The organism is Streptococcus sp. 27098_8_113, from assembly GCF_041432545.1.
Classification (GTDB): domain Bacteria; phylum Bacillota; class Bacilli; order Lactobacillales; family Streptococcaceae; genus Streptococcus.
Genome location: NZ_JAPVZU010000007.1, coordinates 1 through 19,687 on the forward strand (window position 1 = coordinate 1; position 19,687 = coordinate 19,687).

19 protein-coding genes and 1 tRNA gene are annotated in these 19,687 nt (G+C 43.3%); 3 read left to right on the forward strand and 17 right to left on the reverse strand.

What is annotated here, in order from left to right:
- Nucleotides 1–58 precede the first annotated feature (58 nt).
- Nucleotides 59–994 (reverse strand): dihydroorotate oxidase, encoded by a 936-nt coding sequence (locus tag O3644_RS05175; RefSeq protein WP_371595230.1) that lies wholly within the window; start codon nt 992–994, stop codon nt 59–61.
- Nucleotides 995–1,216: 222 nt separating this feature from the next.
- Between O3644_RS05175 and gdhA the strand changes: the two genes are divergently transcribed.
- A complete protein-coding gene (gene gdhA, locus O3644_RS05180) occupies nt 1,217–2,563 on the forward strand; it encodes an NADP-specific glutamate dehydrogenase (RefSeq protein ID WP_371595231.1) in 1,347 nt (448 codons plus the stop codon).
- Between the two features lie 71 nt (nt 2,564–2,634).
- On the opposite strand, the gene O3644_RS05185 is transcribed toward gdhA, so the two are convergent.
- From O3644_RS05185 to O3644_RS05205, 5 genes are all read right to left on the reverse strand, one after another.
- Nucleotides 2,635–3,375: a D-alanyl-D-alanine carboxypeptidase family protein gene (locus tag O3644_RS05185; protein WP_371595233.1), complete on the reverse strand. Its 741-nt coding sequence runs from the start codon at nt 3,373–3,375 to the stop codon at nt 2,635–2,637.
- Entirely contained in the window at nt 3,372–4,061 is a 690-nt protein-coding gene (locus O3644_RS05190; RefSeq protein ID WP_045498873.1) for a histidine phosphatase family protein, read from the reverse strand. Before O3644_RS05190 ends, O3644_RS05185 begins: the two co-directional genes overlap by 4 nt.
- Nucleotides 4,062–4,177: 116 nt before the next feature.
- Nucleotides 4,178–4,870, reverse strand: coding sequence for a histidine phosphatase family protein (locus O3644_RS05195; RefSeq protein ID WP_048766191.1), 693 nt, complete (start codon nt 4,868–4,870; stop codon nt 4,178–4,180).
- Nucleotides 4,871–4,979: 109 nt separating this feature from the next.
- On the reverse strand, nt 4,980–6,317 hold the full coding sequence (locus O3644_RS05200; RefSeq protein WP_371595234.1) for a PFL family protein: 1,338 nt from the start codon (nt 6,315–6,317) through the stop codon (nt 4,980–4,982).
- A gap of 11 nt (nt 6,318–6,328) precedes the next feature.
- Nucleotides 6,329–6,595, reverse strand: a complete 267-nt coding sequence (locus O3644_RS05205) for an ACT domain-containing protein (RefSeq protein WP_371595235.1) — start codon at nt 6,593–6,595, stop codon at nt 6,329–6,331.
- A gap of 244 nt (nt 6,596–6,839) precedes the next feature.
- On the opposite strand from O3644_RS05205, the gene O3644_RS05210 reads away from it, so the two are divergent.
- Nucleotides 6,840–10,109, forward strand: coding sequence for an LPXTG-anchored zinc carboxypeptidase (locus O3644_RS05210; RefSeq protein WP_371595236.1), 3,270 nt, complete (start codon nt 6,840–6,842; stop codon nt 10,107–10,109).
- Between the two features lie 227 nt (nt 10,110–10,336).
- On the opposite strand, the gene O3644_RS05215 is transcribed toward O3644_RS05210, so the two are convergent.
- From O3644_RS05215 to O3644_RS05225, 3 genes are all read right to left on the reverse strand, one after another.
- Nucleotides 10,337–10,675, reverse strand: a complete 339-nt coding sequence (locus tag O3644_RS05215) for an inorganic diphosphatase (RefSeq protein WP_048766181.1) — start codon at nt 10,673–10,675, stop codon at nt 10,337–10,339.
- A 120-nt stretch (nt 10,676–10,795) separates the two neighbouring features.
- A complete protein-coding gene (locus tag O3644_RS05220; RefSeq protein ID WP_080978578.1) occupies nt 10,796–11,059 on the reverse strand; it encodes a transposon-encoded TnpW family protein in 264 nt (87 codons plus the stop codon).
- Between the two features lie 174 nt (nt 11,060–11,233).
- Nucleotides 11,234–11,998: a class I SAM-dependent methyltransferase gene (locus tag O3644_RS05225; protein ID WP_371595237.1), complete on the reverse strand. Its 765-nt coding sequence runs from the start codon at nt 11,996–11,998 to the stop codon at nt 11,234–11,236.
- A gap of 179 nt (nt 11,999–12,177) precedes the next feature.
- Here O3644_RS05225 and O3644_RS05230 point away from each other — a divergent pair, with 179 nt between their 5' ends.
- Nucleotides 12,178–12,360, forward strand: a complete 183-nt coding sequence (locus O3644_RS05230; protein WP_255209856.1) for a tyrosine-type recombinase/integrase — start codon at nt 12,178–12,180, stop codon at nt 12,358–12,360.
- 72 nt (nt 12,361–12,432) lie between these two features.
- Here O3644_RS05230 and O3644_RS05235 read toward each other — a convergent pair whose 3' ends face one another.
- From O3644_RS05235 to rimP, 8 genes are all read right to left on the reverse strand, one after another.
- Nucleotides 12,433–13,314: a class II fructose-bisphosphate aldolase gene (locus O3644_RS05235; protein ID WP_001018995.1), complete on the reverse strand. Its 882-nt coding sequence runs from the start codon at nt 13,312–13,314 to the stop codon at nt 12,433–12,435.
- A 182-nt stretch (nt 13,315–13,496) separates the two neighbouring features.
- Nucleotides 13,497–13,582, reverse strand: a tRNA-Leu gene (locus O3644_RS05240).
- A 132-nt stretch (nt 13,583–13,714) separates the two neighbouring features.
- Nucleotides 13,715–14,065 carry a 30S ribosome-binding factor RbfA gene (gene rbfA, locus O3644_RS05245; RefSeq protein ID WP_005590924.1) on the reverse strand — a complete coding sequence of 117 codons (351 nt, stop codon included), beginning with the start codon at nt 14,063–14,065 and terminating at the stop codon, nt 13,715–13,717.
- 328 nt (nt 14,066–14,393) lie between these two features.
- On the reverse strand, nt 14,394–17,195 hold the full coding sequence (gene infB, locus O3644_RS05250; RefSeq protein WP_371595238.1) for a translation initiation factor IF-2: 2,802 nt from the start codon (nt 17,193–17,195) through the stop codon (nt 14,394–14,396).
- 16 nt (nt 17,196–17,211) lie between these two features.
- On the reverse strand, nt 17,212–17,511 hold the full coding sequence (locus O3644_RS05255) for a YlxQ-related RNA-binding protein (protein WP_005590926.1): 300 nt from the start codon (nt 17,509–17,511) through the stop codon (nt 17,212–17,214).
- Complete coding sequence (rnpM, locus tag O3644_RS05260; protein WP_005590927.1) at nt 17,504–17,800, reverse strand: RNase P modulator RnpM; 297 nt, start codon at nt 17,798–17,800, stop codon at nt 17,504–17,506. Before rnpM ends, O3644_RS05255 begins: the two co-directional genes overlap by 8 nt.
- An 11-nt stretch (nt 17,801–17,811) precedes the next feature.
- Complete coding sequence (nusA, locus tag O3644_RS05265) at nt 17,812–19,059, reverse strand: transcription termination factor NusA (protein ID WP_371595272.1); 1,248 nt, start codon at nt 19,057–19,059, stop codon at nt 17,812–17,814.
- 63 nt (nt 19,060–19,122) lie between these two features.
- Complete coding sequence (gene rimP / locus O3644_RS05270) at nt 19,123–19,611, reverse strand: ribosome maturation factor RimP (RefSeq protein ID WP_288931603.1); 489 nt, start codon at nt 19,609–19,611, stop codon at nt 19,123–19,125.
- Nucleotides 19,612–19,687 lie beyond the last annotated feature (76 nt).

Genomic DNA, 19,687 nt, shown 5'->3' on the forward strand with positions numbered 1-19,687 from the left:
ACAAAATCGAATTCTAACGAATTAGCGATTTCTGTCCCACTCTCTCTTTCTTAAACTTTTAATCAATATACTTCAGCTTTCCACGGAAATCTTCCAGGCTTTCATAGCCTTTTTCTTCCATAATCGCCTTGAGTTCGGCGGTGATGCGCTCGAAGGCTGCTACTCCTTCTTTATGAAGGGTTGTTCCTACCTGCACCATGCTGGCACCACAGAGGATATGCTCAAAGGCATCGCGCCCAGTCAGGACACCACCGGTACCAATGATTTGGATTTCTGGTTTCAGACGTTGGTAAAAGGCATGGACATTAGCCAGAGCCGTTGGCTTGATATACTGGCCACCAATACCGCCAAAACCATTTTTGGGACGAATGACCACTGACTCATCCTCAATGTAAAGGCCATTTCCAATCGAGTTGACACAATTGACAAACTTGAGTGGATACTTATTGAAAATCGCAGCGGCCTGATCAAAATGCACGATGTCAAAATAAGGAGGCAGCTTGATACCCAGGGGCTTAGTGAAATAAGCAAAAACTTCTGACAAGATTTTTTCTGTCGTTTCAAAATCATAGGCAATCTGTGGCTTACCAGGGACATTTGGACAAGAAAGATTAAGCTCGGTAATTCCCTTAAAATCACTCGCCTGCACTTTCTTGAGAATGGTGTGAGTCTCTTCTGGCGACATACCAACCAAAGAAAGGAAGAAAGTACGATTTGGCTCGCTTTCTTGCAGCTCCAGCAAGTAATCAAGATAATAATCTAAACCATTATTGGGCAGGCCCATAGAGTTGATAGAGCCCAGTGGCACATCCTGATAGCGAGGTTCTGGGTTTCCTTGACGAAATTCCAGCGTTGCCGTCTTTGTCACAAAGGTTCCTGCAACAGAGTTTTTGACTTCTTCTAACTCTTCCACTGTCATACAAGCCACCCCTGCAGCATTCATCAAACAGTTGTCAAATTCAAAACCCGCAATTTTTGTCTTGGTTGTTGTCATTATTTTGACCTCTTATTCCTTAATTTTCTCTATTATATCATTAAAATTCTTCCTATAAAAAATTTATCCTAATTTTCTAGCAAAAGGTTCGGCATTTCCATCTAGAATCTTCAAAAAAATATTATGGAAATTTTCAGAAAATTCAACTTTTTTCTTTACACCCTAAAAAAATTCTGCTATAATGGCTCGTGTAATAAAATATAACAACAAAAGGAGAACGATATGACATCTGCTAAAGAATATATCCAAAGCGTGTTTGAAACTGTAAAAGCTCGTAATGGGCACGAGGCTGAATTTCTTCAGGCAGTTGAAGAATTCTTCAGCACTTTGGAACCTGTATTTGAAAAACACCCTGAGTATATCGAAGAAAACATCTTGGCACGTATCACCGAGCCTGAGCGCGTGATTTCTTTCCGTGTTCCTTGGGTTGACCGTGATGGAAAAGTGCAAGTCAACCGTGGTTACCGTGTTCAATTTAACTCAGCTGTTGGACCATATAAAGGCGGACTTCGTTTCCACCCAACTGTAAACCAAGGGATCTTGAAATTCCTCGGATTTGAACAAATCTTTAAAAACGTCTTGACTGGACTTCCAATCGGTGGAGGTAAAGGGGGATCAGACTTCGATCCTAAAGGGAAGACTGATGCTGAAGTGATGCGCTTCTGCCAAAGCTTCATGACTGAATTGCAAAAATACATCGGACCATCACTTGACGTACCTGCTGGTGATATCGGTGTTGGAGGACGTGAAATTGGTTACCTTTACGGACAATACAAACGTCTTAACCAATTTGATGCGGGTGTCTTGACTGGTAAACCTCTTGGATTTGGTGGTAGCTTGATTCGTCCAGAAGCAACTGGTTATGGATTGGTTTACTACACTGAAGAAATGCTCAAAGCTAATGGTAACAGTTTTGCTGGTAAGAAAGTGGTAATTTCAGGTTCTGGTAACGTAGCTCAATATGCTCTTCAAAAAGCGACTGAACTTGGCGCTACTGTTATCTCTGTATCTGACTCAAACGGTTATGTCATCGACGAAAACGGAATTGACTTTGATCTTTTGGTTGATGTTAAAGAAAAACGCCGTGCTCGCTTGACTGAGTATGCAGCTGAGAAAGCAACTGCTACTTACCATGAAGGTTCTGTATGGACTTACGCTGGAAACTACGACATCGCTCTTCCATGTGCGACTCAAAACGAAATCAACGGCGACGCAGCTAAACGTTTGGTTGCTCAAGGCGTTATCTGTGTATCTGAAGGTGCTAACATGCCTAGTGACCTTGATGCGATTAAAGTCTACAAAGAAAACGGAATCCTTTACGGACCTGCCAAAGCTGCTAACGCTGGTGGTGTAGCTGTATCAGCGCTTGAAATGAGCCAAAACAGCCTTCGCCTCTCATGGACCCGTGAAGAAGTTGACGGCCGCCTCAAAGACATCATGACAAACATCTTCAACACAGCTAAAACAACTGCTGAAACATACGGACTTGGTACAGACTACCTTGCAGGAGCAAATATCGCTGCCTTCGAAAACGTAGCAAACGCTATGATTGCGCAAGGTATTGTTTAAACCCTAAAATTTAAAAATCAGCTTGCTCATTTGAGCAGCTGATTTTTTGTCTATCAATGGATTGTAACGATTTACCGAGCCGACTCTTTTAAAAGAGCTAGATATTCCTCTAAAACTAGGTGATGTTTTTGCATATATTGGGCCGACTCTACGCCAACATAACGATAGTGCCAATTTTCAAAATCCACACCAGTAATATCGCTTTTCCCTTCAGGATAGCGCAGAATAAAGCCGTATTTAGGGGCAATTTCCGCAATCTTATTTGCCATGCCGTCTTCCTGACCTTCTGGCTCGCTCATATCAATCGCCAAGCCTGTCTGATGCTCACTGGCACCTGGCAGCTGAATCCGCTTTTGCACTTCTTGCTCCGCTTCTTGCCGAGACAAGCCTTCTTCTTCGGCCAGAGCTAGGGCTTCTTCATAGAGCTCTGTCTGCTCCGCTCGGCTACGATAGCCCGAAATCAAAGTTTCCTCTGGCGCAATGGCCCGAGCTGCAGCCAAAAATTGTCTAGTATTTTCAGCAATCCGACTATCTACCTGAATATCATCGATTTGGGTCAACCTAGGATGAGACTCTTCCTGTAAATGGCTACGATTGATTAAAGTCAACTCCCAATCATCAACTGACACTTTGGGCAAGTCAGAACTCTGGGCTTTAAGAGCATGATTCATAAAAGTTGGCAAGTCTTCATCCATATCTTGCACTCGCAATAGAGCAAACAGCAAACTGATCCCAATTCCTAGAAATAAGAGCCTATTTATTAGTCGAAACAGAGAGAGTTTTCTCTTTCTTTCATGGCGACCTCGTCTCAAGACTTGTCCTCCAGCTCTTTCGCTCCAACTTCACGATAGGACATATCACCGATGGAAACAACCGAAAATTGTCCATCTTCATAGTCTACGATGGTCACACTACCATTGCCTAGTCCATGAGGTTGCATGCGATTAATTAGGTAGACAAAGGTTCCAATGGTCATGCCATGACTAACTACCAAAGCATTGCCACCACCAGCTGCCTCCAGCTCCTCAGCAATCTCTGAGAAGCCTTGCCAAATTCGGCCGCTGAGTTTTTCCCAATTCTCAGCCCAGCCAGCCGTGTCGACTTCTACTAAGCCTTCTGCCAGCTCGGCATAGCTGAGTTGATGGACATGGTCAATATTAAAGACCCTAGGCATGACCCCCATAAAGAGCTCGCCATCATAGCCACCATCAAAGCTGCCAAAACACCACTCTCGAATGCGCTTGTCAAACCGATAAGGAATCTTTCCAGTCAAGCCCAGCTCTTCCAGAATAATTCCCATGGTCTGAATGGTTCGACCCGAATCACTGGATCTAGCTAGTTTAAAATCAATACCCGCTTTTCGCAAACCAATTCCTAATTCATGGATGCCACGTTCGCCTTCTGCTGTCAACGGACTATCACTCCAGCCCTGAGCTCGTCCGATTGTATTAAACATCGTTTTACCATGCCGGATCAGGTATAATCTTGTTTTTGCCATACACTTCCCCCTTATTCTCCTCTCATTATATCACGTTTCTGAAAAAAAGTAGTTTCTAAGATTGAGAGAAAGCAGCTCAAGAAAGCTCAATTATTGCCATATTTTCTTTCAACCGTTTATTTAGCGTCCAATATTTTGGCACCAACTTCACGGTAGGACACATCTCCCAAGATCTGAATCGTAAATTGTCCTTTTTCATATTCAACGACTGTCACACTGCCGTTGTCAACTTCAGGATTTTTGCTAATGGATTTATCGAGCAGATAGGCAAAAGTCCCAATGGTCATACTATGGCTGACGACCAAAGCATTGCCTCCACCAGCAGCTTCCACTTCTTGAGCAATATCTGTAAATCCAGCTAAAATCCGCCCACTGAGTTGCTCCCATGGTTCAGCCCAGCCAGCCGTATCCACTTCAACCAAACCGTCAGCCAATTCTGGGAAAGTCAGCTCTTTATAATTGTCAGTATCACGCACCCTTGGAATCACTCCACGGAAAAGATCGCCACCATAAGCCCCGTCAAAGCTCCCGAAGCACCACTCTCGAATACGCTTGTCAAACTTATAAGGAATCTTCCCTACCAAATCCAGCTCTTCTAGGATAATCCCCATGGTCTGAATGGTTCGACCAGAGTCGCTCGAGAAAGCCTTGGTAAATTCCAAGCCAGACTCTCTCAGCCCAATCCCTAGTTCACGGATACCACGTTCGCCTTCTTCAGTTAAGGGAGTGTCCGACCAACCCTGAGCCCGACCAATGGTGTTAAACATAGTCTTACCATGCCGGATGATGTATAATTTTGATTTTGCCATGAATATCTCCTTTTTAATCAAGGCCACTCGTCTAAGAGTGGCTTATTTGTCTCGCACTTGACCAAGCAAGACAGAGGGAAAGGGTCTGTTTAGACAGACCCCTATATACTTAGTTTTTAAAGCTGTGAATAGGCGCTGGAATCTGACCGCCACGCGCGATAAAGGCAGCTGACGAAGCCTGATTGACCTTCATGACTGGAGCTGTTCCCAAGAGCCCGCCAAATTCAATCATATCGCCTTCCTTGCCCTTCGGAATAATCCGCACAGCTGTTGTCTTCTGATTGATGACACCAATCGCTGCCTCATCCGCAATCATGGCTGCGATAGTTTCAGCCGGTGTCGCTTCTGGAATGGCAATCATATCCAAACCGACCGAGCAGATTGCTGTCATAGCTTCTAGCTTTTCTAGATTGAGCGAGCCATTTTGCACAGCAGCAATCATGCCCTCGTCCTCTGACACAGGAATGAAAGCACCAGACAGTCCGCCAACCTGATTGCAAGCCATGACACCGCCTTTTTTGACTTGATCGTTGAGCAGGGCAAGTGCCGCTGTCGTACCATGAGTGCCGACTGTTTCTAAGCCCATTTCTTCCAAGACACGGGCCACTGAATCCCCGACCGCCGGTGTTGGAGCCAGACTCAAGTCAACAATCCCGAACTTGACGCCCAGACGCTCGCTGGCCATCTGACCGACCAACTGGCCGATGCGAGTGATTTTGAAAGCTGTTTTCTTGACCGTTTCAGCCACCACGTCAAAGCTCTCACCACGAACCTTTTCCAGAGCCCGCTTGACAACACCCGGTCCAGAAACACCGACATTGATGACCACATCTGCTTCACCGACACCATGAAAGGCGCCCGCCATGAAAGGATTGTCCTCTACCGCATTGGCAAAGACAACTAGCTTGGCCGCACCCATGTCAGAAAGCTGGGCCGTTTCCTTAATAATCCGCCCCATATCCGCAACTGCTGTCATGTTGATGCCGGTCTTGGTTGAGCCGATATTGACAGAGGAGCAGACTTTGTCCGTCTCCGCCAAAGCGCGTGGAATGGAATTAATGAGGATTTCGTCTCCTTTTTGATAACCCTTTTGGACCAAAGCAGAGAAACCACCGATAAAGTCCACACCGATTTCTTTTGCTGCCCGATCCAGAGCATGAGCCAGAGGCAGATAGTCTGTAGCATCCGTAGCCGCTCCGATCAGAGAAATCGGAGTCACGGAGACCCGCTTGTTAACGATAGGAATCCCCAGCTCAGCTGCGATCTCATTCCCGGCTGAAACTAAATCTTTCGCTTTGGTCGTAATTTTTTGGTAAATCTTCTCAGCAGCCCGATCAATGTCCGAGTCAATGCAGTCTAAGAGAGAAATGCCCATGGTGATGGTCCGAATATCAAAATTCTGCTCCTCAATCATGGCAATAGTTTCTGTAACTTGTCTAATATCCATGTGCACTCTCCTTAGATATTGTACATAGCGTCAAAAATCGCTGCGCTTTGAATATTGATTTTGACATTGAGGGTCTGACCGAAGGCCTCAAATTCACTACGAAGTGCTGCAAAATCCTGCTTTTCGTCGCTAGAAACGACAGCCATCATGGTAAAAAACTCGTCCAAAACAGTTTGAGAAATATCGTCAATATTGAGCCCTAGATCGGCAATTTTAGTAGCTACACCAGCCACAATTCCTGCCTTATCTTTTCCAACAACCGTAATAATCGCTTTCATCGTTTGCTCCAATCATCTTTATTGCTAATATTGTAGCATAAATGCCTGTTTTTTGCATGAAATTGCAAAAATCCAAACTGCGAATATTGCGTGCTGTTTAAATATCAGACTCAAATACTCTTCAGAAATTACACATATCTCTTCCTTTCGTTAGAAGTTTATTTTTTATCTATGTTTTTAATTGTAAACGGTTTCAAACTCTGTTATACTAAACTTAAAGAACACATTTAAAAGGAGGTTTCTTATGAAAAACTCATATAAGAAACACTTATATACACAAGCCCTCAGCCTCTCTGCTGCTGTCCTCTTAGCCGTTTTAGCTCAAGGAAATGCGGCAGCTGATACGCTTAACCCTGCTGAAACTCCTCAAGACAGCAGCAAAATCAGTACTCTTGTGGAGCAGCCTACACCTGCAAGTACAGATAAGGCTGAAGAACCTTCGACTACTCCACAAGCTGAACCACTGGAAAAAAGCAGCCCATCTGAAGCTACCGACAGCAAGTCTCCAAGTCTTCCTTCCACAGCGTCAGAGGAAAAAGCAGCTGAAACTACCCAAAAACTGGACACTACGACTAAAACAGAAGTCCGTGCAGCTAGCTCCCAAGAAAACAAGGTTCAGCTTGCCGACAGTAAGGTTTACATGTCCGAAAAAGCCAGCATTGAAGAAACTATTCAAGAACAGGGGGCTCAAGCTGGTAAAATCACTTGGACACTGGACAACAAGCCTATTAGCGAGTGGAAAACTTGGAAAATGGAGGACGGCACCTTCACTGGCGACCCATTTGTCACTGTTGAAGAAAAAGCTGATGGAAATGACCTAAAAGTTTCCCTCAAATTTAATGAACTATTTGGGCAAGACTTAAGCCTGCGCACACCAAACAATATCCGTAGAACCTATCGCAACTTTATGGGAAGTCATGAATTAGTCGGAACCAGCGAAGATCTTGGCCTGACTATTCGCAAGAACATCGTTCTGCGACCTTACGAAGATTTCCATACCCACGATGAAATGCTGGCAGCTATCGAAAAGAGTCGACAAGATGCTAAAACGGATCGCTTGGTACAGATTGAGAACATCGGAAAGAGTGCCCAAGGTCGTGACGTCAAGCTCGGTATCATCAGCTCCGACCAAAAGAGTATTGACGACTATCTCAACACAACCAATAAAGTCGCCCTTACTAAACCAGCTGAAATGTTAGCTGCTCTGAAAAATGGTACGCTGGACTATAAACTTCCAGTCCTTATCAATAACACCCACGCTGACGAACAGCCAGCCATCGACATCATCACTGGGCTCTTCAATACTTTTGCGACCAAGGAGCAAATTTCCTTCCAAACAACTGATGCCAACGGTGCTACTAAAAATATCACCCTCAATGTCAAAGAACTCCTCAAGAAATTCATTTTCCTCTTTGACTTTACTGAAAATCCTGACGGAGATGTTGCCAATACGCGTGCTCTTGCCAACGGAATTGATCCAAACCGCGACACTAGCTATCAGGCTAACCCAGAAACCCGTACTGTAGCTGGACTCATCAACAAATGGAATCCAATTGCACTTTATGACATTCATGGATTCGTTAAAGAATTCTTGATCGAGCCAGCGACACCGCCGCATGATCCAAACTTTGAATACGACCTTCTGTCAAAAAATATGCTGGAAAATGCCCACCACATGGGACGTGCCGGCGTCGCTAACTCTAAGTATGACAGCTATATCATCCCTAAACTAGACTGGGGCGATGGCTGGGATGACTCCTTCTCTGGCTACACTGGTGTCTATGCCATGTACCACGGCATATTAGGACATACCATTGAAATCCCTGAGGGCAATCAGGAATCCTACAAAGCTGGCTACCACGCTGTCCTCGGAGGTATCTCTTACCTGTTCCAAAATCCTGACAAGCTCATGGAAATGCGCCTCAACTTCTATCTCCGTGGCATCAACAAGGTTGAAGATCCAAAAGCTGAAAATGAGTTGGTTGGACCTGACGGCAAGGTTGTTGGACGGGTGAAAAACGGTCAGAAAAAATTCTTCCCTGACTATTATGTCATCCCAATGGGTCTCGATAAAGACAATGATTCCCAACAAGCCTTTAATATGATTGAATACTTCAAGAGAAATGGGGTTGTCATTCAAGAATTGAAGGAAGATGTTGGCAACTATAAGAAGGGTGACCTGGTTGTTGATATGGCTCAAGCTAAGCGCGGCTATGCCAATCATATCCTCTACAAGGGTTCCAACGAATCTGCTTGGGCTGCCATGTATGCTGAACTTTTGGTAAACTTCCCAGATATGAGAGGCTTTAAAGCTGAACCTATCTTTAAAGATAAACTCTTTGATGGCAAGCTCGGTGAAGTCACTGCTCTCCGTGCTACTCGGACGCGCGATATCAACTACTCAGCACCTTACTATGTCATCGCTAATACATCTGACAGCGCAGTCAAAGCTGTCAACCAAGCCATTCGCCAAGGTAAGAAGGTCTATCTGACAGAAGATGGCTATATCGTGGATACATCAACCTTTGCAAGCCTCTTAGCTGATTATGCTATTTATGGAGATGCCTTGTATAAGGTTCCAGAAGGGCCAAGCTTGAAAGCACTGAAGGTCTATGCACCTCCTCATCAATTCTACTGGGCAGGAGTGGACTCCCCTACTCATACCGCTCTGGCATTGAAAAATCTAGGTTTTGATATTGTCGATACACCTGAGGAAGCTGATGTCATCGTCCTTGAAAGTAACAAGTTTGACAAGTCTATCCTTGGTCGCAAACCAACCATTGTAGTGGGTGGCTCTGCTATGCAACGCCTTGAAAAACTCGGTGTCCTAGATGGATTTGATGCAGAAAGATTCTCTGGTGGCAGCGATTTTGAAGGTCTGATGAAGGCTATTATAGAAGATAAAGATCCATTGACTAGCGGCTATAAGAAGAATGATCTCTTCTATTCTAATTCCGGAAACTGGATCGCAAAAGCCCCTGCCAACTTCAAGACTTTGGCGACTATTGCAGACAGTGACTACTACATTGCAGGCTGGTGGCCAGGCAACGAAAAATTAGCTAATAAAATCGTTGCTATTTCTGGTAATTACAAGGAACATCCGCTCTTCGTTTATGCTGGAAATCCAACCAACCGTCTGCATACTATTCACTTCTACCGTTGGGTATCGAACGCTGTCTTTGGCAATCAATTGGCTGAGCTGAAAGATATGCCTATCACTCACAAACCAAGTGTCGAAATTGTAGAAATTTTGAACCTAAAACCTCAGCCAAAACAAGCAGGCAAAACAGCCGACAAACCGACAGCTCCGAAAGCGAAAGAAGAGCAATTAGAAAGCCTAGCTCAGAAAACAAGCGAAGCACAGCCTAGCGCTACAGTTCAAAAAGCAACAAATACACAACAGGCCCAGCTCCCACAAACAGGAAGCAAGGAAAACTCTGCTCTCTTCACAGTTGCAACGATTCTTCTGGCTACAAGTGGTGGCCTCATCTTGCTCAAAAAGAAAGAAGCGTAAGAATTTCTATTCTGCTAGATAAACCTTTACTTACGATAGTTCCTTAAATATAAAAATCGCATGGACAAATCATTTTAGGTTCATCCATGCGATTTTTTTCGTGACTGACCATCTTGCAATTTTATCTGATATTGAGGAAAGCTTAATCGAATATAGACTTTCATTATTAAGCTAAACCAGTTAGAACAGCGCTCACAAAAGCCGATTTCTGGTCTTTATCCTGGATTTTAGGGACTTGAATCATTGCTCTCTTCCACCATCTCAATCCAGGAATCAAAATACTGCTCCATAAATTGAGTCTGCTCCGCTATCAAAGTTTTGTCAACCTCCTCATTAACAGGAGCCAAAACCCACTTGTCTTCTATATCATCACGCCGATGGATGATAGCAACCAACTTTCCTGTAAACTTTTCCAGAGGCTGCTGCTGATCATGGGAAACAATATACACATCCTGCTCTTCGCCATCTCCACCCATCAGCTCAGGGATATAGCCATAATTAATCGGATAGACATTCCCAAAAGAATCTTTAAAACCGACCGGCCGATCAATAACAGCGCTAAACATTTTTTCCTTGCATTTCAACCTTTCTTTACCTCCATCAGCTACTTTCTAGCTTCATTATACAAGAAAAATCCCGCTGGAGCGAGATTTTCTATCTATAGCCTGATTATTCGTTTATATTTCCTATATTATGCAAGCCTTGCACCACATGAAATTAGAATAGACTTTGCTGTTTTTCCTGTTGCTACTTGTCAAAGGCTTTTTAATCAAAATCATCTTTTTTTCATCCAATTGTCTCCTAAGCTTCCTCAGCATTATTTTTATAAGTTTATCTTGCATTGTTTCAGTTGTATTTTCATTGAAATGGACAACAACCTCATAGGTGGTCTTTCCAATCTTTCTCTTTGTGCTACTGCCTTTTTTATCTGTATTTTTCAGTTCTTCCATAAATTCTCCTTTTCTTTTTTGAATGTTTGACAACAAAAAAGGAAATAGCGGCTATTTGCTTTTACCTCCTCTCTATCATTTTATTTAATTATTTTATTTCGACAAACTGGGATTTAGATTTTAACCCTTACGGAAAATAAAACGGGCTATTCTCCTGAAGTATATTCTATAATATTATAGTTTAATGCAGAGTGTAGCTATATAGTCATTTCCATAACGTGATAATCTATTTCTTTTATCACATGATTCATAAAAATCTATCATAGCGAGACCATTTTTAAGTTGTCCTCTAATCTGAGTTTCTAAGGTATGGCTAAATTCATATCCATATTCTGGATTTATGGTTATCTTGCCTTCCTCTTCAAGCTCTTTTGAATTAAAAGGGATTGAAAACTTTAAAAGTAATTCCTCATCGGGTTTATCCCATACAGTGTCAGCATCATACATGTATATCCAAGGGTTCATAAATCCGACCATTAACAAACCGCCCTTTTTCAATACTCGAGAGGCTTCTTTATACATGTTTTCTAAATCTTCTATATATACATTTGAAACTGGATTAAAAACAATATCAAAAGTTTCATCTTCAAATGGAAATGGTTTTGTCATATCGCCTTGAACGGTATTGATCTTTAAGCCTTCTCTTTTAGCAACCAACTCATCTCTTTCTAATTGCGATTTAGAAAAATCCATTATGGTTACATCATAACCTTTTGCAGCGAAAACGGGACCCTGCTGTCCACCACCACAAGCTAACCCTAATATCTTTTTTCCGTTGGCTTTTTCAAACCATTCTTTCGGAACTTTTTTTCCAACAGTTAAGGCAACAGAAATTGGATGTTTTCTAACTTCTTCTAATTCTTCATGTGTCAATGGCTCAGTATAGTCATTTTTTACATTATTCCATCTATCTTCATTGAATTTTATATAATCGTTCATCTTATAATCTCCTCGTAATTTTATACTGTTTAGATTTAGGTTAGATGTGTTGCCAGCACTTGATTTCATTTTATTATACCATATGTTCAATTACTATTATTTCAATATTTTCTTAATTAGTATTTTTAAAATTTATTTTTCCTATATTTAAAATATCGAACCAAAGATTCAATAAGCATATTTCAACTCACATTTTTCGTCACACACGTATCAGTTTTTTAGATGAGCAAGGAATTCCACTCGAAGCAATTCAAGATCGTGTTGGGCACACACGAGGAAGTCGTGTTACAGATATCTATTTGCACCTTACACAAAAAGCAAAAGATCTCATTATTCCTGTATTAGATTCGTTAACTAAATAAGTGTGGCAAAACAAAGAAAAAAGGTTTATCCAAATTGGATAAACCCCGTTATATCAAGCTTTTGCAAGCTTCTTATGCTTTACCTTCTGAACCGAATACGTCGATACGTTCTTCAACAGATGCTTGGATAGCTTTGACACCGTCAGCCAAGAATTTACGTGGGTCGAAGAGTTTCTTCTTGTCGTATTCTGCTTCGTTTGCTTCGTAGTCACGAGCAAATTTACGAGTTGCGTTAGCAAATGCAATTTGGCATTCAGTGTTAACGTTAACTTTCGCAACACCAAGTTTGATCGCTGCTTGGATTTGATCATCAGGAATACCTGAACCACCGTGCAATACGATTGGGAAACCTGGAAGAGCTTCAGTCAATTTCTTCAAGTGGTCAAGGTCAAGACCTTCCCAGTTTGCAGGGTAAGGACCGTGGATGTTACCGATACCAGCTGCCAAGAAGTCAATACCAGTTGCAACCATTGCTTTAGCGTCTTCGATTGGAGCCAATTCACCTTTACCGATGATACCGTCTTCTTCACCACCGATAGTACCAACTTCAGCTTCTACTGAGATACCTTTAGCGTGTGCTTTTTCAACAACGTCTTTAGCCAATTTAAGGTTTTCTTCAACTGGAAGGTGTGAACCGTCAAACATGATTGAAGTGTAACCAACTTCGATACACTCAAGTGCATCTTCGTAGTGACCATGGTCAAGGTGGATCGCTACTGGTACAGTGATACCCATTGATTCAACAAGGTTAGCGATCAAGTTGCGAGCAACTTTGTAACCACCCATGTATTTGGCAGCACCCATTGAAGTTTGGATCAAAACTGGTGCTTTTTTAGCTTCTGCTGCGCGCAAGATAGCTTGAGTCCACTCAAGGTTATTTGTGTTAAATCCACCAACTGCATAACCATTGTCACGAGCTGCTTGGACAAATTTTTCTGCTGAAACGATTGCCATTTGTAATAGGCCTCCTCTTATTTTTTGTGGAATGAACCACTTACATTGTTTATTTTATCACTTTTTCATTAAAATTGCTAGTTTTTCCTGAAATTTTAAGTAATTCCCAAGCAATTTTTGAATTCAGACATCTTCAGCTTCTTTGAGAAAACAAAAAAACTGACCGAAGTCAGCTAATCCTATGCGGAGAGAGGGACTTGAACCCTCACGACCTAAAGCGGTCACAGGATCCTTAGTCCTGCGCGTCTGCCAATTCCGCCATCCCCGCGATTGAGTACTTTACTAGTATAACAGGATAATCTCCCCTTGTCAACACCTTTTTTCAAAACTTTTAAAAAGTATTTTCAAAAAATAAAAATGAGACAGGGCTCGTAAACACTGCCCCATCTCACTCTTCTTATCAATGTTTTTCCAAATTGCGCAACATCTGATCAATCTTATTACCGTACTCAATAGACTCATCTTTGACGAAAGTCAAATCTGGAATCTTATACATCTTGAGATTTCGGCCCAGTTCACGCTTAATGGTACCGGTTGCCTTTTCCAAGCCCAGCTGTGCCTTTTGATTATCCGAAGCCAGGTCACTCATGATGCTATAGTAGACCTTGGCCATAGACAGATCGCCCAGCATTTGAACGTCAGTAATGGTCACACCTTGGACACGTGGATCACGGACTTTCTTTTGCAAAATCTCATTGACTTCACGCTTGATTTCCATCCCTACACGGTCGGTACGAAAATGATTTGCCATAGGATTTCCTTTCTAATTTTTTCTTCTGCAATATGAGGCTGGGACAAAAGTCCTAGCCTCTCAATTGTCTTTGGATTATCGAGCAAGACGCAGTGGTTGAGTGGGCTCTACTACGCTGATTTCATCAGCTTTTACAGCCCTACTCAACTGTGCGGAGGTGGGACGACGAAATCGAATTCTAACGAATTACCGATTTCTGTCCCACTCTCATATTTTTAGTTTTAGTTGAATGAAAGTCGCTCTAAACTCTTTGTGAAAAGGTGCTTGGGATAGAAGTATCGACTTCCACCCAATATGCTTTTCACTGAGAGTTTTCGACGTATTTCTCTTATTTCTTAATTTCTTCCATGATATAGGCTTCAATCGTATCATCCACTTGGATATCGTTATAGCCGTCAATCATGAGACCACCTTCGCGGCCGTTAGTGACTTCTTTCACATCATCCTTGAAGTGCTTCAAGCTCGCCAACTGACCGTCGTAAATTACGACGCCATCACGGATGACACGAACCTTAGAATCACGGGTAACTTTACCATTGATAACCATAAATCCACCGATAGTACCAACCTTGGAAACTTTGAAAGTTTCGCGGATAAGGGCTTCCCCGATGATTTTTTCTTGGTATTCTGGGTCCAGCATTCCTTTCATGGCATCTTCCATTTCTTCGATAACCTTATAAATAATGCTATGAAGACGGATTTCTACATCATCAGCTTCTGCTTGCTGGCGAGCTTGTGGTGTAGGACGAACGTTAAATCCAATGATAAAGGCATTTGAAGCTTCTGCCAAAGTTACGTCGGATTCATTGATAGCACCAACCGCTGAGTGGACAATGGTAATCTTAACGCCTTCCACTTCAATTTTCTGCAAGGAAGCAGCCAAGGCTTCTACAGAACCTTGTACGTCGGCTTTAATAATGACGTTAACAGACTTAACTTCACCAGCTTTGAGGGTATCAAAGAGATTTTCCAGACTGACACGATTAGTAGCTTGACGTTGCTTGAGAAGGGCACGTTTCGCACGTTCTTCACCGGCTGCACGCGCAGCTTTTTCATCTTCATAGACGGCAAAGTGGTCACCTGCCATCGGAGTTTCATTAAGACCTGTGATAGAAACTGGCGTAGATGGACCTGCTACTTTGACACGACGACCTAAGTCATTGGTCATAGCACGGACACGTCCGAAGGTATTTCCGACAACGATTGGATCTTGAACATTCAGCGTACCTTGTTGAACAAGAAGGGTTGCAACTGCACCTTTTCCTTTATCCAAACGGGCTTCGATAACCGTACCGATAGCGCGAACAGTCGGATCTGCCTTGAGTTCTTGAATTTCTGCTACAAGCAGAACTGTTTCCAAAAGCTCATCGATGTTTTGGTTGAATTTCGCAGAGATTTCAACAAACTCAGAATCTCCACCCCAAGCAGTTGACATAACACCATGCTCAGCCAATTCACCAATCACGCGCTCAGGATTGGCACCTGGCTTATCGATCTTGTTGATGGCCACAATAATTGGCACATTAGCCGCTTTAGAGTGGTTGATCGCTTCAATAGTCTGAGGCATAACACCGTCATCAGCTGCTACGACCAAGATGGTAATATCGGTAACAGAAGCACCACGCGCACGCATCGAAGTAAAGGCCGCGTGTCCAGGTGTATCCAAGAAAGTAATCTTCTTGCCATTTTCCTCAATCTGGTAGGCACCGATATGCTGAGTGATCCCACCTGCTTCACCTGTCGCAACGCGAGAGTTACGTAGAGTATCCAAGAGGGTTGTTTTACCATGGTCAACGTGTCCCATGATAGTGACAACTGGCGGACGCTCTACTAATTCATCTGGATTGATATAGCCTTCTTCGACAAAGAAGCGCTCAATATCAGCCGTATCCACTTCTACCTTCTTCTTAGCTTCGATACCGTAATCCACCATGAGGAGCTCAATAGTATCACCGTCAAGAGATTGGTTTTGCGTTGCCATCACGCCCATCATAAAGAGCTTCTTAACAATTTCAGCTGGCTCGCGCTTGATCCGTTTTGCGATTTCCGCAACGGTCATGCCATCTGTGTATTCGAATTCGCTTGGCAACTCATGGAACTTGCGTTCTGTAACAGGTTTTGGAACCTGATTCTGGTTACCTTTTCCTTTTTTATTTTTCTTATTGTTATTCCAGTTACTGTTTCTTTGATTTCTCACTTGATTTTGACTATTTCGATTCTTTTGTTGTTTTCTTGGACCTTCTTCTTCGCGATCAAAATCATCGCGCTTCTTATCTGGTCGAGCTTGCTTTTTACGACGAGTATCTACCGCAGCTTGTGCTGGTGCAGGAGCAGCCTGTTGGACTGTTTCAGCTGGAGTAGCTTTAAATACTTCAGCAGTTGTTGTCTCTGCTTGGACTGGCTCTTTTCGTCTATTCTGGCGTTCATGTGCCTCTTTAGCTGCTTGAGCCTGTTTAAAACGCTCCTCACTAGAACGGGCATACTCCGCATTTTGCTCTGCTTTCAGAGCTGCTGCCCGAGCCTTAAAGTCAATTTTCGGCCCTTGAGGCTGTTGGCGGTTCTGACCGTTAAATCCTTGATGATTCTGACCATTCCGACGGCCATCTTGACCACGATTATCACGACGGTCATTGCGGCGCTCTTGGCGATCGTTGTTGGCCTTGCGGTCATGACGATCACGCTCATTGCTTTCCTTCTGGTCAGAATTTTGTGGTTTCCGATTTTGTTGCTGCTTACGACGCTCTGCTTGTTCCTTGGCACGTGCTTCACGCTCTGCCTTAAAATTTCGACTTTGTGGCCGAGCTGGAGCCGGTTTAGCAGGAGCTTCAGCTGCCGGTGCGTCGGCTACTTTTGGCTCTTCTTTTTTAACAGGGGCCACTTCTTTTTGGACTGGAGCAGCAGGTTTCTCAGCTACTTTTTTGGGTGCGGGCTGGACTGCCACTTCTTTCTCTGGAAGAGGCTTAGCAACTTCTTTAGTTGCGAAGCTAGCCTTAATGCGCTGACCTGCTTCTTCTTCTACACTGGAAGAATGGCTTTTGACTTCTAGGCCTAATTCCTTAGCCCGAGCTACTACCTCTTTACTTTCCTTCCCCAATTCTTTTGCGATTTCGTACAATCTAATTCTAGACAATTCTTGTCCTCCTCTTCTATTGCATAAGAGACCTCATTTTCTTTGTAAAACCAGCATCTGTGATGGCGGCTACTTTACGAGCTTTGCCAATCGCAGTGCTTAATTCCAGTGTTGAAAACACGGTTGACACTTCTATCTTGTAATAATGGCTTTTATCAGTAATCTTTTTTGTCAGATTTGGTCCGGCATCCTCAGCTAAAAAGATCAGATGAACCTTGCCTTCTTGGATGGCTTTGATGACCAATTCTTCTCCTGAAATGATGCGGCCAGCCCGCTGGGCCAAACCCAGCAAGTTTGCTAGTTTTTCTTTATTCAAGACCCAACTCTCTTCTCTTGATCTTGTGATCGACATAGGCAATCAGCTCGTCGTAGAAACTTTCTTCTATTTCCATACTGAAACTACGATTAAAGACCCGCTTTTTCTTGGCCTGCTGAGCTTCTTCATTATCTAGCTTGATATAAGCGCCCCGCCCATTGGCCTTGCCTGTCGGATCAATGAAGACCTGACCTTCTTTATTCTTGACGATGCGCAACAGATCACGCTTGTCAATCACTTCATTTGACACAACTGATTTTCTTAAAGGGATTTTTCTTGTTTTTGCCATATCTGCCTCCCTTATTCTGCGGCTACTGCTTCACTTTCTTCGAGTTCAATTTCAGTTGCCACTTCTGTATCATTCAGCTCTTCCGCTTCAAATTCTGCTGAAAGGGCATCTACTTCGGCTGGTACTTCTTCTGCTATGTAATCTTGGCCAAATCCACCAAGCTCGTTGGCTGCTTCCATTGCTTCAAATTCGCTGGCTGACTTGATATCAATTCTGAAGCCAGTCAAATGAGCTGCCAAGCGAACGTTTTGACCACGACGGCCGATAGCCAGAGAAAGTTTATTATCTGGCACAACAACCAAAGCTCGCTTGTTGTCTTCTGCATGGAAGATAACTTGATCGACCTCTGCTGGAGCAATGGCATTGTAGATGTACTCGGCTGGATCAGCAACCCACTCGATGACATCGATATTTTCCTCAGTCGGAATCATACGGCCACTTTTAGCATCATATTTAGCTGGGTGGAATTTGCTGGTAATCTTCTTGATATTGGCACCACCACGTCCGACGATGGTTCCGATCGCATCCACGTTTGGATTGTGGCTGCGAACCGCTACCTTGGTCCGATCGCCCGCTTCGCGAGACACGCTCATGATTTCAACAGTTCCGTCGTAAACTTCAGGAATTTCCTGCTCCATCAGGCGCTTGATCATCTCTGGATGGCTACGGCTAACGAAGACATTGACACCACGCGGATTGTCTTCTACCTTGTAGACAAAAACTTCGATGCGGTCATGAGAGGCAAAGACCTCACCAGGAATCTGGTCTTGTTTAGATAATTGTGCTTCAATAGTGCCCAGATTGACATAGATAAAGCGATTATCAAATCGCTCCACTGTTCCTGACATGATTTCATTTTCATGTTCTTTGTAGGTGTTGTAAGTGATAGCACGAGTTTGCTTGCGCATCTTTTCCATAATGGTCTGCTTAGCAGACTGAGCTGCTACGCGGCCAAATTCAGCTGGCGCTTCTTCAAACTTGATCTTGTCTCCTAGCTCATAGGCAGAGCTGATAGCCAAGGCGTCCTTGAGGCTGATTTCCAAGCGGCTGTCAAAGACCTCATCCACGACTTCACGGACGGTATAGACATGGAAATCACCTGTTTTTTCATTAAACTCAATGGCTGCGCTGTCTGCCTGACCGTAGCGACGACGATAAGCAGAGCGAAGGGATTCTGTCACTGCTTCGATAATATCTTCTTTTTTAATACCTTTGTCCTCTTCCAAAATACGGAAGGCCTCTAGCATTTCTTTACTCATCTTCATGTAACTTTTGCTGAAGCAAAAGTATTCCTTTCTTCATTATATTATTGCGATCTGTTACTAAAATTTAACGGCCAGTCTTGCTTTTGACACTAGATTATATGGAATTTCAACTTCTTTTTTGCGTGTTTTATCCATATATTCCATGAGCAAGACATCATCTTCAAATCCAAGCAACGTTCCTTCGAAAACCTTATTTTTATCCAGTGCCTTATAAAGACTGACATGGATATAGCTTCCAACTGCAGCTGCCACAGCTTCCTTGGTCTTCAGCGGACGCTCCAAGCCTGGGCTAGTCACTTCCAGAAAATACTGGTCAGGAAAAGGATCGGGCTTGATAGAGTCCAACAGAGGACTGATTATATCAGTCAAATCTGCTGTATCATTGACCGTAATCCCCTCGGGCTTGTCTACAAAAACACTGAGAACATGGTCACCGCCCATCTTGCCGTATTCAATATCTACTAATTCATAGGGTTCTTGTATGGCTGGCTCAATGACTTCTCTTACTAATTCAACAATCGTTGCGATAAGACTGCACCTCCTCACAGATAAGAGGCGAAGATACTTCCTCGCCTCTCTTTTATATTCACTAAAATGATTATAGCATAGTCTGCCTTGAAAA

Bases quoted from the DNA above. Each gene is read 5' to 3' on its own strand.
- O3644_RS05175 (WP_371595230.1), bottom strand. From the start codon at position 994: ATGACAACAACCAAGACAAAAATTGCGGGTTTTGAATTTGACAACTGT.
- gdhA (WP_371595231.1), top strand. From the start codon at position 1,217: ATGACATCTGCTAAAGAATATATCCAAAGCGTGTTTGAAACTGTAAAA.
- O3644_RS05190 (WP_045498873.1), bottom strand. From the start codon at position 4,061: ATGGCAAAAACAAGATTATACCTGATCCGGCATGGTAAAACGATGTTT.
- O3644_RS05195 (WP_048766191.1), bottom strand. From the start codon at position 4,870: ATGGCAAAATCAAAATTATACATCATCCGGCATGGTAAGACTATGTTT.
- O3644_RS05200 (WP_371595234.1), bottom strand. From the start codon at position 6,317: ATGGATATTAGACAAGTTACAGAAACTATTGCCATGATTGAGGAGCAG.
- O3644_RS05205 (WP_371595235.1), bottom strand. From the start codon at position 6,595: ATGAAAGCGATTATTACGGTTGTTGGAAAAGATAAGGCAGGAATTGTG.
- O3644_RS05210 (WP_371595236.1), top strand. From the start codon at position 6,840: ATGAAAAACTCATATAAGAAACACTTATATACACAAGCCCTCAGCCTC.
- O3644_RS05215 (WP_048766181.1), bottom strand. From the start codon at position 10,675: ATGTTTAGCGCTGTTATTGATCGGCCGGTCGGTTTTAAAGATTCTTTT.
- O3644_RS05220 (WP_080978578.1), bottom strand. From the start codon at position 11,059: ATGGAAGAACTGAAAAATACAGATAAAAAAGGCAGTAGCACAAAGAGA.
- O3644_RS05225 (WP_371595237.1), bottom strand. From the start codon at position 11,998: ATGAACGATTATATAAAATTCAATGAAGATAGATGGAATAATGTAAAA.
- O3644_RS05235 (WP_001018995.1), bottom strand. From the start codon at position 13,314: ATGGCAATCGTTTCAGCAGAAAAATTTGTCCAAGCAGCTCGTGACAAT.
- rbfA (WP_005590924.1), bottom strand. From the start codon at position 14,065: ATGGCAAATCATTTTCGTACCGACCGTGTAGGGATGGAAATCAAGCGT.
- rnpM (WP_005590927.1), bottom strand. From the start codon at position 17,800: ATGGCAAAAACAAGAAAAATCCCTTTAAGAAAATCAGTTGTGTCAAAT.
- nusA (WP_371595272.1), bottom strand. From the start codon at position 19,059: ATGAGTAAAGAAATGCTAGAGGCCTTCCGTATTTTGGAAGAGGACAAA.